The organism is Streptomyces sp. Rer75 (genome assembly GCF_013414305.1).
Classification (GTDB): Bacteria; Actinomycetota; Actinomycetes; order Streptomycetales; family Streptomycetaceae; genus Streptomyces; species Streptomyces himastatinicus.
Map to the genome: position 1 here is coordinate 10,071,431 of NZ_CP058693.1, position 13,157 is coordinate 10,084,587.

Below are 13,157 nucleotides of genomic sequence, written 5' to 3' on the forward strand. Positions count from 1 at the left end.
CAGGCAGCGTCATCGGCTGCCGTTATCGAGGAAACCGCAGCTCATAGTGGTGGGGAAGGGTCTGCCGTTACAGGTACTGACAGAGCCCCCCACATGGGGACCGCCCGGCCTAGCCTGGAAGGCGTGAGTACTGAGAGCGACATCCGCGAGTTCCTGGCCTCTCGCCGCGCCAAGATCACCCCGCAGCAGGCCGGGCTGCCCGCCTTCGGCGGCAACCGGCGCGTGCCCGGCCTGCGGCGCGAAGAGGTCGCCCTGCTCGCCGGGGTCAGCATCGACTACTACGTCCGCCTGGAGCGCGGCCACATCGCCGGTGCCTCCGAGGAAGTCCTCGACGCCGTCGCAGGCGCCCTCCAATTGGACGACGCCGAACGCGCCCACCTCTTCGACCTGGCCCGCGCCGCCGCCAAGCGTCCCCCGCGCCGCACCCGGCGCGCCCGCGGTCCGCTCCCGGACAGCGTCCTGCGCGTGCTGCACTCGATGACCGACTCGCCGGCCTTCATCCGCAACGGCCGCCTGGACATCCTCGCCACCAACACCCTCGGCCGCGCCCTGTACGCACCCCTCTTCCCTGACCCGAGTGCGCAGACGGCCAACATCGCCCGCTCCCAGTTCCTCCTGCCAGGGGGCCGGGACTTCTTCCCCCAGTGGGAGGAGTCCGTGAACACCACCGTCGCCCTGCTGCGCACCGAGGCCGGACGCGCCCCGCACGACAGTGAGCTGACCGGCCTGATCGGCGAACTCGTCACCCGCAGCGAGGAGTTCCGCACCGCATGGGCCAAGCACAACGTCCGCCTTCACCACACCGGCCGCAAGTCGTTCCGCCACCCCGCCATCGGCGTGATCACCCTCGACTTCGACGCCATGGAACTACCCGCCCAGCCCGGCCTGACCCTCACCGCCTACAGCGCCGCCCCCGGCACACCCGATCACGACACCCTGCGGCTCCTGGCCGCCTGGGCCGCCACCGAAGCCGACCAGCCCACCGGACGGCCGGCGTCCCGCGGCCAACAGGACGGATGAGCGTCGCAGCACCAGGGGCGGGTCAGGGCTTGAGCAACGTCTTGATGGCGCGGAGCTCGTCCATGGCCTTGTAGTCCTCACCCGCGCCGTGCCTCGAGGAAGCCGACCGTTGTCGCATCCGAGCCGTCCGGCGCCGAGGCGACGACCACCGCGTCCGCCCCGGCCGCCGCAAGTCCGTCCGGCCGGACGTCGAACGCACAAGCTTCCCCCGCGACCAGCGTGCCGCACCGGACCGGCTCGCCGCCGCCCCGGGACGGACGTGCCGTCAGGGACCCGTCGCGGAACGGCACGAACACCCCGACCAGCCGCCCGTCCTCCAGCCGGGGGAGCCGTGACCAAAAGCCCCGGGAGGTCACCGCCTCGACCGGGCCTGCGCCGGCGCCCACACCGATCTCCAAAGTCAGCCGCGTCGACTGCCCGGGGGCAAGCTCCTGAAGGGGGCCCAACGCCTCGCACTCCACGACCCGGTCCAAAGGATGCAAGCCCCCCAAGTGCTCCAGGGGCGCGTGCAGCGGATGCTCCAGCCACACTTCGACCCGCGAGTCGCCGTCGGGGTAACGGGCGGCAGGGGAAACTTCGAACCGCTGGGTCAGCGTGCCTTGCGGAGCGACGTGCGCCAGCCACCCGGCAGCGTCAGGGAAGCCCACCTTGCCGACCACGTCCTGGTGGGGGACGTGCAGCACGCCACGGCCGAGGCGGTGCACCTGCGGGCGGCCGGTGCCCGCGATCAGGCCGACCGTCTCCGGACGCCCCGAACCCGCGGTTCCCACGTAGACACCGCCCGCGGGGCAGGACCCCGGAGCCGTGCCGGCCAGCTGGGTCACATTCCACACCGCCCACCGGCGGGGCCGATCAGACTCGTTGGTCAGGGTGTTCTCCAGCGTGAAGGCCGTGCGTCCCGCGGTGACCGTGACGCGGCGCTCGATGCGCAGACCCGTCCGTGGCTCGACGCCGCTGGTCATGACCGCCTGGGCGGTTCGCCCCCGGACCGTGAGCCGCAGGCCGTACGGTCCCGAGTCCAGGACCGGGTCCGGTGGGCCCGCCCACTGCCCGGGCCCGTCCCAGCCCTGCGGTGCGGGCCAGGTCTTGTCGCCGCCCCAGTTCAGCCAGGCCGACATCGGACCGTCCTGCGGGACCGGCCGGACGCCGGGGCGCGGGCGCAGGCCGCCGTCCAGCAACCGCTCGTTGCGGTACAGGAATTCCCGGCCGTGCAGCGTCAACGACAGGAGCCGGCCGCCGAGCGCCGGCACGGCGGTGACCTGTACCGCTCCCGCGTCGAGGCGGACCAGTTCGTAGGGGCCGACCGGGCTGCGGACCACCTCTACCCCGTCGCCGCGCAGCGCCTCGCCGTTCGTCCGCTCAGTCATCGAGATCCGGCACCAGGACGACCTTGCCGCGGCCGGCCCCGGCCGCGAGCCGGAACGCCGTGTCCGCGTCGGCGAGGGCGAACCGGTCGCTCACCACGCTCTCCGGTCGCATTCCCCAACGCACCAGGCTGCGGGCCAGCTCCGACATGGCGGGCAGAGAGGTCACCCAGGACGCGTAGATCGTCACCTGCTTGTGCAGCAGCGGGTCCGACACCTCGGTCTCCAGCGTGCCGCCTTCTCCTACGAGCGACAGCCGGCCCCACTCGGCGATGTGCTCGATGGCGGTGGAACGCCCCCCTCGGCTGCCCGAGCAGTCGATCGCGGTACTCGTGCCCCGGCCGCCTGTCAGCTCCGCGACGACCGGGCCGGTCTCCTCGGGCGGTACGGTGGCGTCGAACACTCCGAGCCTGTCGGCCCACGCACGTCGTTCCTCAGACAGCTCCACCCCGATGACGCGCCGGGCGCCGCGGCCGCGGCCGATCATGCCGGCGGCCAGCCCGACCGGCCCCAGGCCCACGACCAGCAGGTCGTCGTCGCCGCTGACGTCTACCCGGCGGATCCCCTCGTAGGCGGTGCCGAAGCCGCAGGCGATCAGCGCGCCGTCGACGAAGCTCAGCTCATCGGGCAGCGGGATCAGCGTCGACTCGTCGGCGACGAGGTAGTCGGCGGCGGCGCCGTCACGCTGCCAGCCGTAGGCGGCCCGCTCCGGGGAGGCGCAGTTGATGTAGTAGCCGCGGCGGCAGGCGTCGCACCGGCCGCAGCCGGCGATGTGGTACACGACCACCCGGTCGCCGACACCGAACGTGCGCACTCCGGGTCCGGCGGCCACCACGGTGCCCGACGGTTCATGACTGGCGATGACACCGCGGTAGGCGGGGCCTTCGATCCCTCGGTGTGTCTTGTGCTCCCGGTAGATGTAGCCGATGTCGCTGCCGCAGATGCCGGCCGCGCCGACCCGTAGCAGGACCTGACCCGGACCGGGCTCCGGCACCGCGACGGAGCGCACCGAGGCGGTGCTGTCCCCGGGAAGGTAGACGCCGCGCATCGTGGCGGGCAGGGAGGGTGAGGCGGTGGTACTCATGACGGTCCCTGAAGGTGTGTCGGAAGTACGGAAGTTCGGGAGAACGGAAGGGTGTTCATGACACGCGCGTGACGTTCCCCCGCCTGCCGATGATCACGTTGGCGAGGACGGCGGCGACGATGATCACGCCGCGTACGACGTTCTGGAGGAAGGGGTTGACGCCCAGCAGCACCAGGCCGTTGGCGATCACGCTGATGAAGATGACGCCGAGCATCGTCCCGATCAGGCTCCCCCGCCCGCCGGCCAGGGCCGTGCCGCCGATGACCACTGCGGCGATCACGTCGAACTCCAGCCCGGCGGCGGCGCCGCCGTTGCCCGACCCCAGCCGGGCGGCCAGAAGGACGCCGGTCAGCGCGGCCAGCACGCCGGTCGTGGCGAACAGCATGACCCGGATGCGCCGGATCGGGATGCCGGCCAGCTGAGCCGCCGCGGCGTTGCCGCCGGTGGCGTAAACGGAACGACCGTAGGCGGTGCGGCGGGCTATGTACCAGAAGACGAAGAAGAGCACGATGAAGACGACTGCCGGAGTGGGCACTCCCAGGAACTTGCCACCGAGGCTGTCGACGAAGGAGGAGGCGGGCAGCGGGACGGGCAGCGCGTCCGTCGCATACAGGGCGAGGCCGCCGAGCGCGCTCCACAACCCGAGCGTGGCGATGAAGGAGGGGACCGCGAACCGGGCCCGCAGCCACCCGGCGAAGGCCCCCCACAAGAGGCCCGCCACCAGGGTGAGCACCAAGGCTCCGGCGATGCCCAGATCCCAGTCCGACGCTCCCTTGGCAAAGATGACCGAGGCGAAGGCCACGGCCGGGCCGATGCTGATGTCGATCTCCCCGGCGATGATCACCAGGGTCACTCCGAGCGCGGGAATGCCCACGCTCGCGGCATCGCGGAGGATACCCAGCTGGTTTTCGGTGTCGAGGAACCCTCCGGCACTGGCGCTCAACGCGATGTACAGCACGACGATGGCGGCGAGCAGCCCCAGCTCGTTGAGATGGAGCAGGTGCCGGGAGGTCGCGGTGCGTTTGGCGGAGGACCCACCGGGCTTGTGAGTCAGGATCGTCGAAGACATGGGTGCCTCACACTTCCACTGCCATGGTGGCGGCCATGATGTTGTCCAGGGTGATGTCGGGGGCGGTGAACTCGCGGTTTATCCGGCCCTGCTGAAGCGTCACGACCCGGTCGCACACCAGGGGCAGCTCTTCCAGCTCGCCGGAGACGAACACCACGGCTGCCCCGTTGCCGGCCAGTTCGCGGACCAACCGATAGATCTGCTGCTTCGCTTCGACGTCTACGCCGCGGGTCGGCTCGTCGAGCAGGAGGATGCGGCTGCGGGCATGCAGCCACCGGCCGATGACGGCTTTCTGCTGGTTGCCGCCACTGAGGTTGACGATCGGCGTGGAGAGCCGGGGTGTCTTCACCGACAGCCGCTCCACCAGGTCATATCCGGCGCGCTCGGCCAGGGCGGGTGAGATGCTGCCACGCCGGCTGACACCGCCGAACCACGACATCGTCATGTTCTCGCCCACGCCCAGCATCGGGACGATGCCCGCGCCCTTGCGGTCCTCCGGGGTCATGCCCAGGCCGAGTTTCTTCATCGCCGCTGCCGTGGGCCGGGCGACTCGGACCCCGTCCACCTCGATCACCCGCTCCGCCCGGGGCTCGAATCCGGCAATGGCGCGCAGCAGCTCGCTGCGCCCGGAGCCGAGGAGGCCGCCGATGCCGAGTACCTCGCCGGCGTAGAGGTCGAAGTCGACCCCGTGCAGTTTCGGCGGCAGTGTCAGCCCGCGCACGGACAGCAGCGGGGTACGGGCCCGGTCCACCGTCCGGGGTTCCAGCGCCGCGGCCTCCTGGGCGGTGGTGCCCAGCATCAGGGCGACGATCTGTGCCGTCGTCGCGTCTCGCACGTCGACGGTGTCGATGACCTGCCCGTCGCGCACAACGGTGACACTCCCGGCGACCTGGCGGATCTCGTCCAGCCGGTGGCTGACGTAGATGACTGCCACACCCGAGTCGGCGATCCTGCGCACGGCCGACAGCACCGTGTGTGCCTCCTCGGCCGCCAGCGCACTGGTGGGTTCGTCGAGGATGAGCAGCCGGGGGCGGCGGCGCACCGCCCGGGCGATCTCGATCAGTTGTTGCTCCGCCAGCGGCAGCGTGCCCACCAGCGCGTCGGGATCGACGGGGACCTCCAACTCGCCGAGCACCTCGGCAGCCTCGCGCCGCATGCGCGGATAGTCGATCCCGGCGGCGCCGCGCCTGGGCCATGCGTTGAGGAAGAGGTTCTCGGCCACGGTCATCTCGGGCACCATGCTGAGTTCCTGGTACACCGTGGCCACGCCGAGTTCGGCTGCGCGGCGTACTCCGCCGTCGTCCAGTGGCTCTCCGCCGATGACCACCTCACCCGCGTCGGGCGTCTCGACGCCGGACAGCAGGCGGATGAGGGTGGACTTGCCTGCGCCGTTACGGCCGAGCAGGGCCCGGACCTCGCCACTGTGGATGGTGAAGTCGACGGAGTCGAGGGCGCGGACGCCGGGGTATTGCTTGCACAGCCCGGTCGCCGTCGCCACCGGGGGGCCGGCCGGGCGGCCCGGCGCGGGGTCAGCTGATGTCATGGAGTCTCCACGGGTGCGGTGGGGGAAGGCGGATTCGGCCCTGGTCCGGCGCGCTGCCGACCACGGCCTCCGCGCCGGTTACGGCAGGCCGTCGGGGTGCGTGGCGAGCCACTTCCGTGCCTGGTGGGGGGTGGAGTACAGCTCGACCGGCGCCGCGACGATCTGAGAGCCGCGTTTCTCGCCACTGATCACCTGTGCCGTCGTGCGGGCGGCCAGCTTGCCCACGACCCGCCCGGAGATGTCGACGTCGGCCTTGAGGATCCGGTTGTCGATCAGTTCGCGGGCCAGGTCGGTGGTCATGTCGCTGCCGAAGACCACGGTCTTTCCGATGAGGCCGTGCTGACGGACGGCTTTGACGGCCCCCATCGTCGCGCCGCCGGACTCGCCGTAGAAGGCGTCGAGGCCACGGTGCGCGGTCAGCACCCGCTCGGCGACCTGGACCGCGGAGTCGATGGTCGTGCCCTGCTGGTTGGCGACGATGCGGGCCTTGGGGAGCCGGGCGAACAGCGCCTCCTCGAAGCCGGCCCGGCGCTGGCGGCAGACCTCGACCGTTTCGCAGTTGATGACGCCGATCCGCGGGGCGGTGATGTTTCGAGAGACGAAGTACTCTGCGGCCTTCGCCCCGGCCAGCTCCCCGAACTTGACCGGGTCGCCCAGGATCCAAGCGCTGACGTACTTGCGGGTTGCCTCATCGGTGAGGCAGGTGTTGTAGCAGATCACCTTGACGCCGCTGTTGTGGGCGAGCTTGACCGCGGGGATCGAGGCGGTGGTGGAAACCGGTGACATGACCAGCGCCTTCACACCCGCCGAGCTCACCGTGTCGACGAACCTGCTCTCCTTCGAGGCATCGCCCTGGGCGTTGATTTCGAGGACCTGCACGTCCTCGCCCAGCTTCCCGGAGGAGGCCAGCATGCCTTTGCGTACGCCGGCGTAGTAGCCCTGGGCGTCCATGTAGACCAGCCCCACCCGCCCGCCCTCACCCACGCGGCCACCGCATGCGGTCGCGGTGAGTCCTGTCAGGACCAGGGCGAGGACCCCGATGACGGCGTTGCGCACCCGATGTCCGGCCAACCTCATAGCAACACTCCAGATCGAAGAGTAAGCACCATAAAGAGTGCAGATCAGGACACTGCGGTGTGTGCTCCGAGTATGAGCAGCGGTTTTCAGCCACGTCAAGATTAAATAATAATTAATGCCCAGCGTTGGCCCGTCGAGGTGGCCGGCGTGGCCCGTTAGGTCGGTGGGAGCCAGGTGGACAGGGAGCTGAGTCGGCTCTACGCAGGCGGATGGGCGGTGGTCCGGCGGGGCACCAGGGTGGGGGACAGCCTGACCTGGCTCGAGGGCTTGTGGCGGTCGGCGATCCGGTCCAGAAGGAGGCGGGCGGCAGTTCTGCCCATTTCTTGGCCCGCCTGGTCGACGCTGGTCAGCGAGATCGGACCGAGCGCGGCGAACGTGGTGTTGTCGTATCCGGCCACAGAGATGTCGTCGGGAACGGAAAGCCCGGCTTCGGCAACCGCTTCCAGCGCCCCCATGGCGACGATGTCCGCTCCGGCGAAGACGGCGGTGGGAAGGCGTGGGCGGGCGAGCAGTTCATTCATGCCCCGGTAGCCGCCTTCGCGGGTGTAGCTCGTGGAGACGACATCGATGCACTCCGCGAGCCCATGCTCCCGCATGGCCTGCCGGTATCCGTCGGCGCGCTGGGCGTTGGGCATTTCCGCCAGGCGCGTGGGGTCGGTTTCGAGGTGCTCGATATGGGCGATCCGGCGATGGCCGAGACGGGCAAGGTGGCCGACGATCAAGGACGCGCCCTCGATGTCGTCGTCCGCCACCGTGTCGTACACCGCAGAGGTTCCATGGCGCCCGACGATGACGGTGGGTACGGCGGAGGCAACCTGTTCAAGGTGGGAGCGCGGTGATACGGGCGCGATCAGGATGATGCCGTCCATGCCGCGGTCGATCAGTGCCTCGGTGACACGGGATTCGGCCTTTTCCCCGTTGCCTCCCGGTCCCAAGAGCACTTGGTACTCGGAGTCCTCCAGCGAGCCGGTGATGCCGTCGAGGAGGTCGGGGAAGAAGGGGTTGCGGATGTCGGGCAGCATGACGCCGATGGTGTACGTCCGGCCGCGCAGACCTCTTGCGGCCGCGTACGGCCGGTAGCCCAGCTCGTCGATCGCACGGCGCACCTTCGTGCGCATCTCGGGGCTGGCGCCGTAGGCGTTGCGCAGCACCTTGGACACGGTGGTCGTGGACACCTGGGCGTGCCGCGCCACGTCGACGATGGTGACACGGCGACGCGGTGCCGACTGTTGCATCCTGTCCCCTCGGGCGCTGCGGGAAACGGTTCCCCTGAGTGTACGGACGGATCCGCTGCTCACGAAGTGCCTTTGTGTCGCGGCATCTTGACGGCATGTGGACCTCTCTCTAGGGTCTGGCCCCACCTTTGGAAAACGTTCCCCACGCCTGACTCCTGCGCCTCCTGAGTCCGGTCCGACGAGCATTTGAATCGTTTAAATCGCATGGCCCACCGAAGGGATGACGGTATGAGCGAGACGGCGCACCACGCAGACGGTGCGGCACACCACGCCGACAGTGCCGACCGTGGAGCCGAGCACAGTGACCGTCCGCCAGGCCACGGGGCGGGAGTCCGCCGCCGAACCGTGCTCGCGGCCACAGCGGGCGTTGTCCCCGCGGTGGCCGGTGGCGTGGGCGCTGGAAGTACCGCGCACGCGGTATCTCCCCGCCGTACGGGCGGTGCCGCGGTGTCCGGGCTGACCGTGGAACACCGCACGGACCCGCTCGGTGTGGATGCCGCCCGGCCGCGCTTCGGATGGCGCATGCGGTCCGCGGCCCGCGGACTGAGCCAAGGCTCGTATCAGGTCCTTGTGGCCAGTTCTCCGGGCAAGTTGACCGCTGCCCGTGCGGATGTCTGGAACAGCGGCCGTGTGCGGTCCTCCGGCTCGGTGGCCGTCCGCTACGCGGGCAGGCCGCTTCGGGCCTCGACCCGCTACCACTGGACCGTCACCGTCTGGGACGCCGAGGGCCGTTCGGCCGGTACGGCAGCCCCCGCCTCCTTCGAGACCGGCCTCATGAGCAGCGACGGCGTCGCCGGATGGGACGGTGCGCAGTGGATCGGGATGAAGGGGAAGACACCCCGTTCCCCCGGGGCGCCGATGCTGCGCACAGAGTCAGCCCTCAAGACCGCGGGCCCGGCGAAGCACCGGGCCCGGGTCCGCACGGCGCGGCTGTACGTCTCCGCCCTCGGGGTCTATGACGCGTATGTCAACGGCCGCCACGTGACCGTTCCGCAGGACGGCGGAACCACCATCGAGCTGCTGCCTCCGGGCTGGACGAACTACGACGCGCGCGTGAACTACATGACCTACGACGTCACGGACCTCGTGCGGCGAGAGCCGGTCGTCACCTTGGGCGTCGTCCTGGGCAACGGCTGGTACAACGGCCGTATATCCGACGGCAGCACCTACTACCCGAAGGACGGCAACGCTCTGGCGGTCAAGGCCAGGTTGCTGATCCAGTACGCCGACGGGAGCTCGCAGTCCGTCGTCACGGACCCCCGGGGCGGCTGGAAGGCCACGGATACGGGGCCATATCGAGCCGACGACATCTACGACGGCCAGACCTACGACGCCCGGAGGGAGCGGCCGGGCTGGACATCACACGGATTCGACGACACCACCTGGTTGGACGTGGAACGTGTCGGCTTCGAGGACAGGTACCCGGACTCCCGGCTGCTCGCCTATCCCGGCGAGACCGCGCGGCTGATGCCCCGCTGGGACCGCCGACCGCGGTCGATCACCGTCGCCACCGGGGTGACCGGACAGGACAGCAGCTCGAATGGCCGCGGGCGCACCGTGGTGGACCCCGCCCGGACGGTGACCGACCCCGCCGCGGCGGCCTCCGCTCCGGTCACGATCGGTCCCGGCGACACCGCCGTCTTCGACCTCGGCCAGAACATGGTCGGAGTGCTTCGGTACGGCCTGCGTGGCCCGGCCGGAGCCAAGGTCGAGTTCACGTTCGGCGAGATGCTCAACGACAGCAGCGCGGGCGCGGACGGGCCCGAGGGCTCCGTCTACCGCGCCAACCTCCGCACCGCCAAGGCCACCAGCACCTACATCCTCAAGGGCGACCCACAGGGCGAGGCCCATCAGGATTCCCTCACCTTCTACGGCTTCCGCTATGTGTCCGTCACCGCGTCGGACACCGTCACGATCACCGGGCTGACCGGGAAGGTCGCCACGTCCGCGATCCGCGACATCGGCACCGTCACCACGAACGATCCCCGCGTCAACGAGCTGATCAGCAACATCCGGTGGGGCCAGCGCGGCAACTATCTCTGGGTGCCCACCGACTGCCCGCAGCGCGACGAACGCCTCGGCTGGACGGGTGACACACAGGTCTTCTCCGCAACCGGGCTGTACAACGCCGACGTCGCCCCCTTCCTCAGCCACTTCCAGGACACCGTCGTCGACTCCCAGACCCTCTACGGCACGGACAAGGCGCAGTTCACCGGCGTCACTCCCGGTGGGCGGTTCAACTTCTCCGAAGGAGGCAGCGGTTGGGCGGACTGCGGGGTCATCCTGCCGTGGACGGTGTGGCAGATGACCGGCGACGCGGACATCGTCGAGCGCAGCTGGCCCGCCATGACCCGCTACCTGGACTGGATCCAGCAGAAGACCGGCGACACCTATGCCGGTCAGGGATCCCTCACCGGCGACTGGCTGGCACCGCAGAAGACCAGCGCCCAGCTCATGAGTGACATCTATTACGGCTATGTCGCGCGGCTGATGGCGCAGATGGCCCGCGCGACCAACAGGCCGACGGAGGCCAGGGCGTACGAGCGGCTCTTCGGCCGCATCAAGCGGGCGTTCATCGCCAAGTACCTGAGCACTGCGGGCGGCCGGCTCACGGTGAAGTCCAGCCTCGGGGAGGCTTCACCCATCGAACCGGGCGCCGACCCCAACCAGAAGACCGAGGACGACAGCCAGACAGCGCTGCTGTGGGTACTCAAGCTCGGCTTCTACGCCACCGAAGCGCAGCGTCGCACCCTCGTCGGGCTCCTGGCGGACAACATCGGCAATGACGCGGCCTACAAGGCGGCGCACCCGAACAGCAGCCGGGTGAAGTACGACGAGAACACCCTGTCCGTGGGGTTCCTCGGCGTGAACGTCCTCGCCCCGGTCCTCACCGAGGAGGGCCGCGCGGACCTGGCGTACAAGCTGCTGCACCAGGACGCGCTGCCGTCCTGGCTCTTCTCCGTGAAGAACGGTGCCACCACCGTCTGGGAGCGCTGGAACTCCTACTCCACAGACGATGGCTTCGGCCCGGTCAGCATGAACTCCTTCAACCACTACGCCTACGGCGCCATCATGGAGTGGCTGTACGCGTACATGGCCGGTATCGCCCGCGACCCGGACAGCCCCGGCTTCAAGCGCTTCCTCCTGCAACCGCACATCGACCCCACGGGGAGGATCACGCACGTGTCGGGCTCCTACGAGTCGGCCTACGGCGAGATCAGAAGCGCGTGGACGGTCGAGGACGGAGGCAGGACCCTTGCGTACGAGGCGGTCGTGCCCGCCAACAGCGAGGCGACACTCCGCCTCCCCGCCGTCTCGGCGGACTCCGTCCGCGAAGGACGCACCCCGCTGGCGCGAGCGGACGGGGCGCGCTTCCTCGACCACACGGGCGGTGTGGCCTCGTACCGATTGCCGCCCGGCCAGTACCTTCTGACCGCCCGGCTCGGCTGATCAGCGGTCGCCAAAAGGCACGGGTGTTCAGCCGGTGGTGACGCGCGCGTTGATCCGGCGCATCCAGTCCCGGTCGGTGTTCCACATGGGATGGTGAGGGGCTGCGTTGGAGGTCAGGACGACGCCCTGGAAGCCCGCCGTGAGACATCGGTCGACGACGAATTCCGCGATGTCCTTGCCGACGGCGTCCTCCTCGAAGCGCGTCAGGAGAGGGGTGTACCCCACCACGCCTTCGCCGAGGACGGCGGGGATGCCGCGGCGGCGGGCGAAGGCGGCGACGGAATCGACCCACAGGGCCAGGGTCTGCCGCATGGCCTCGCGGTGCGGGAGGTAGTTCTCGTAGAGCCACAGGTCCCAGCGGTCGGGGTCGGCCCAGTCGTGCGCGTAGAACAGTTCGCGCGGGATACCGGTGGCCGCCAGCCGCCAGGGCTCGTCGGGGTGGTAGTCGGCGAAGGCGGGGGCGTCGGGACGCAGTATGCGGGCCAGTTCGGGGGTGGGCCAGGTGGCTGTTTGCGGCGCTTGCTCGGTGCCATGGCCCAGTCCCACGGCCTGGTACAGCGCGCCGAGGACGCCGTAGACGTAGAAGTGGAAGTGGGCGATCTGCGCCTGTTCCGGCAGGTCGTCCAGCTCCAGGGGCCAGGGCTCGCCCAGCGAGTATGTGACGGGGATGCCGGGGTGGCGCTCCCGCAGCAGGTCCACGGCGCGACCCAGGGGGCCGCGCAGCCGGGAGTAGTGGGTGCCGTCGTCGCTCGGCACCAGGGAGCAGTTGTCGACCTCGTTGTGCACCTCGACGTAGGCGACGCGGTCGGCGAGCCCGCGCTCGGTGAGGAAGTCCAGCAGCCCGCCGAGGGCTTCGGCCATCACCTCGGCGCGTTCCGGCCCGGGGATCGCGGCCAGGGCGCGGTGCCAGACGTCGGTGTCGGCGAAGCAGGGGGACTGCTGGTACTCCCACGAGGACACGATCACCCGGCAGTTGTGCCGGGCGGCCGCCTCGAACAGCTCGACAAGCCGCCGGCAGCCGTCCAGTGCGTAGCCGCCGGACACGTTGTACCAGCGGGTGCGCTGTCCGAACCGCTGGCCCAGACCGCGGACGCGGAGGGATTCCGGATCGCGGACGCGGCCGGAGAACAGCAGGAAGGGCATGGCGCAGATCCGCACGGTGTTGAAGCCGCGGTCCACCGCCTCGGCGAAGGCGCGGTCGAGGTCGGCGAAGGGCTCCCCGGGCCCGGCCTGGGTGTACCAGCTGAAGTCCCACAGGGTGATGGCGAGTCGACCGGTCTCGCCCGCGGTGGCCTGTTCGTGTGCGCTCATGGTC

General features: G+C 70.0%; 10 protein-coding genes. 2 read left to right on the forward strand and 8 right to left on the reverse strand.

The genetic code is table 11. The features are described from left to right. Positions 1-123 precede the first annotated feature (123 nt). On the forward strand, positions 124-1,020 hold the full coding sequence (locus HYQ63_RS42475) for a helix-turn-helix transcriptional regulator (protein ID WP_179939362.1): 897 nt from the start codon (positions 124-126) through the stop codon (positions 1,018-1,020). A gap of 77 nt (positions 1,021-1,097) precedes the next feature. On the opposite strand, the gene HYQ63_RS42480 is transcribed toward HYQ63_RS42475, so the two are convergent. The 7 genes from HYQ63_RS42480 to HYQ63_RS45445 form a co-directional block, all read right to left on the reverse strand. After that, on the reverse strand, positions 1,098-2,387 hold the full coding sequence (locus HYQ63_RS42480) for a DUF4380 domain-containing protein (protein ID WP_179939363.1): 1,290 nt from the start codon (positions 2,385-2,387) through the stop codon (positions 1,098-1,100). Continuing rightward, complete coding sequence (locus HYQ63_RS42485) at positions 2,380-3,468, reverse strand: zinc-binding dehydrogenase (protein ID WP_179939364.1); 1,089 nt, start codon at positions 3,466-3,468, stop codon at positions 2,380-2,382. Before HYQ63_RS42485 ends, HYQ63_RS42480 begins: the two co-directional genes overlap by 8 nt. Positions 3,469-3,523: 55 nt before the next feature. Then, positions 3,524-4,537, reverse strand: coding sequence for an ABC transporter permease (locus tag HYQ63_RS42490; protein WP_179939365.1), 1,014 nt, complete (start codon positions 4,535-4,537; stop codon positions 3,524-3,526). Between the two features lie 7 nt (positions 4,538-4,544). Beyond that, on the reverse strand, positions 4,545-6,080 hold the full coding sequence (locus HYQ63_RS42495; RefSeq protein ID WP_179939366.1) for a sugar ABC transporter ATP-binding protein: 1,536 nt from the start codon (positions 6,078-6,080) through the stop codon (positions 4,545-4,547). Positions 6,081-6,158: 78 nt separating this feature from the next. Then, entirely contained in the window at positions 6,159-7,157 is a 999-nt protein-coding gene (locus tag HYQ63_RS42500) for a substrate-binding domain-containing protein (protein ID WP_179939367.1), read from the reverse strand. Positions 7,158-7,354: 197 nt separating this feature from the next. Beyond that, complete coding sequence (locus tag HYQ63_RS42505; RefSeq protein ID WP_179939368.1) at positions 7,355-8,392, reverse strand: LacI family DNA-binding transcriptional regulator; 1,038 nt, start codon at positions 8,390-8,392, stop codon at positions 7,355-7,357. Between the two features lie 195 nt (positions 8,393-8,587). Continuing rightward, complete coding sequence (locus HYQ63_RS45445; RefSeq protein WP_257232720.1) at positions 8,588-8,806, reverse strand: hypothetical protein; 219 nt, start codon at positions 8,804-8,806, stop codon at positions 8,588-8,590. On the opposite strand from HYQ63_RS45445, the gene HYQ63_RS42510 reads away from it, so the two are divergent. Continuing rightward, positions 8,771-11,842 carry an alpha-L-rhamnosidase gene (locus HYQ63_RS42510; protein WP_257232710.1) on the forward strand — a complete coding sequence of 1,024 codons (3,072 nt, stop codon included), beginning with the start codon at positions 8,771-8,773 and terminating at the stop codon, positions 11,840-11,842. The two genes, HYQ63_RS45445 and HYQ63_RS42510, sit on opposite strands and share 36 nt — an antisense overlap. Positions 11,843-11,869: 27 nt before the next feature. On the opposite strand, the gene HYQ63_RS42515 is transcribed toward HYQ63_RS42510, so the two are convergent. Next, entirely contained in the window at positions 11,870-13,153 is a 1,284-nt protein-coding gene (locus HYQ63_RS42515; protein ID WP_179939370.1) for a cellulase-like family protein, read from the reverse strand. Between the last annotated feature and the right edge of the window lie 4 nt (positions 13,154-13,157).

Excerpts from the sequence above, each read along its gene's own strand:
- HYQ63_RS42480 (WP_179939363.1), bottom strand. The coding sequence starts at position 2,387 with ATGACTGAGCGGACGAACGGCGAGGCGCTGCGCGGCGACGGGGTAGAG.
- HYQ63_RS42485 (WP_179939364.1), bottom strand. The coding sequence starts at position 3,468 with ATGAGTACCACCGCCTCACCCTCCCTGCCCGCCACGATGCGCGGCGTC.
- HYQ63_RS42490 (WP_179939365.1), bottom strand. The coding sequence starts at position 4,537 with ATGTCTTCGACGATCCTGACTCACAAGCCCGGTGGGTCCTCCGCCAAA.
- HYQ63_RS42495 (WP_179939366.1), bottom strand. The coding sequence starts at position 6,080 with ATGACATCAGCTGACCCCGCGCCGGGCCGCCCGGCCGGCCCCCCGGTG.
- HYQ63_RS42500 (WP_179939367.1), bottom strand. The coding sequence starts at position 7,157 with ATGAGGTTGGCCGGACATCGGGTGCGCAACGCCGTCATCGGGGTCCTC.
- HYQ63_RS42505 (WP_179939368.1), bottom strand. The coding sequence starts at position 8,392 with ATGCAACAGTCGGCACCGCGTCGCCGTGTCACCATCGTCGACGTGGCG.
- HYQ63_RS42515 (WP_179939370.1), bottom strand. The coding sequence starts at position 13,153 with ATGAGCGCACACGAACAGGCCACCGCGGGCGAGACCGGTCGACTCGCC.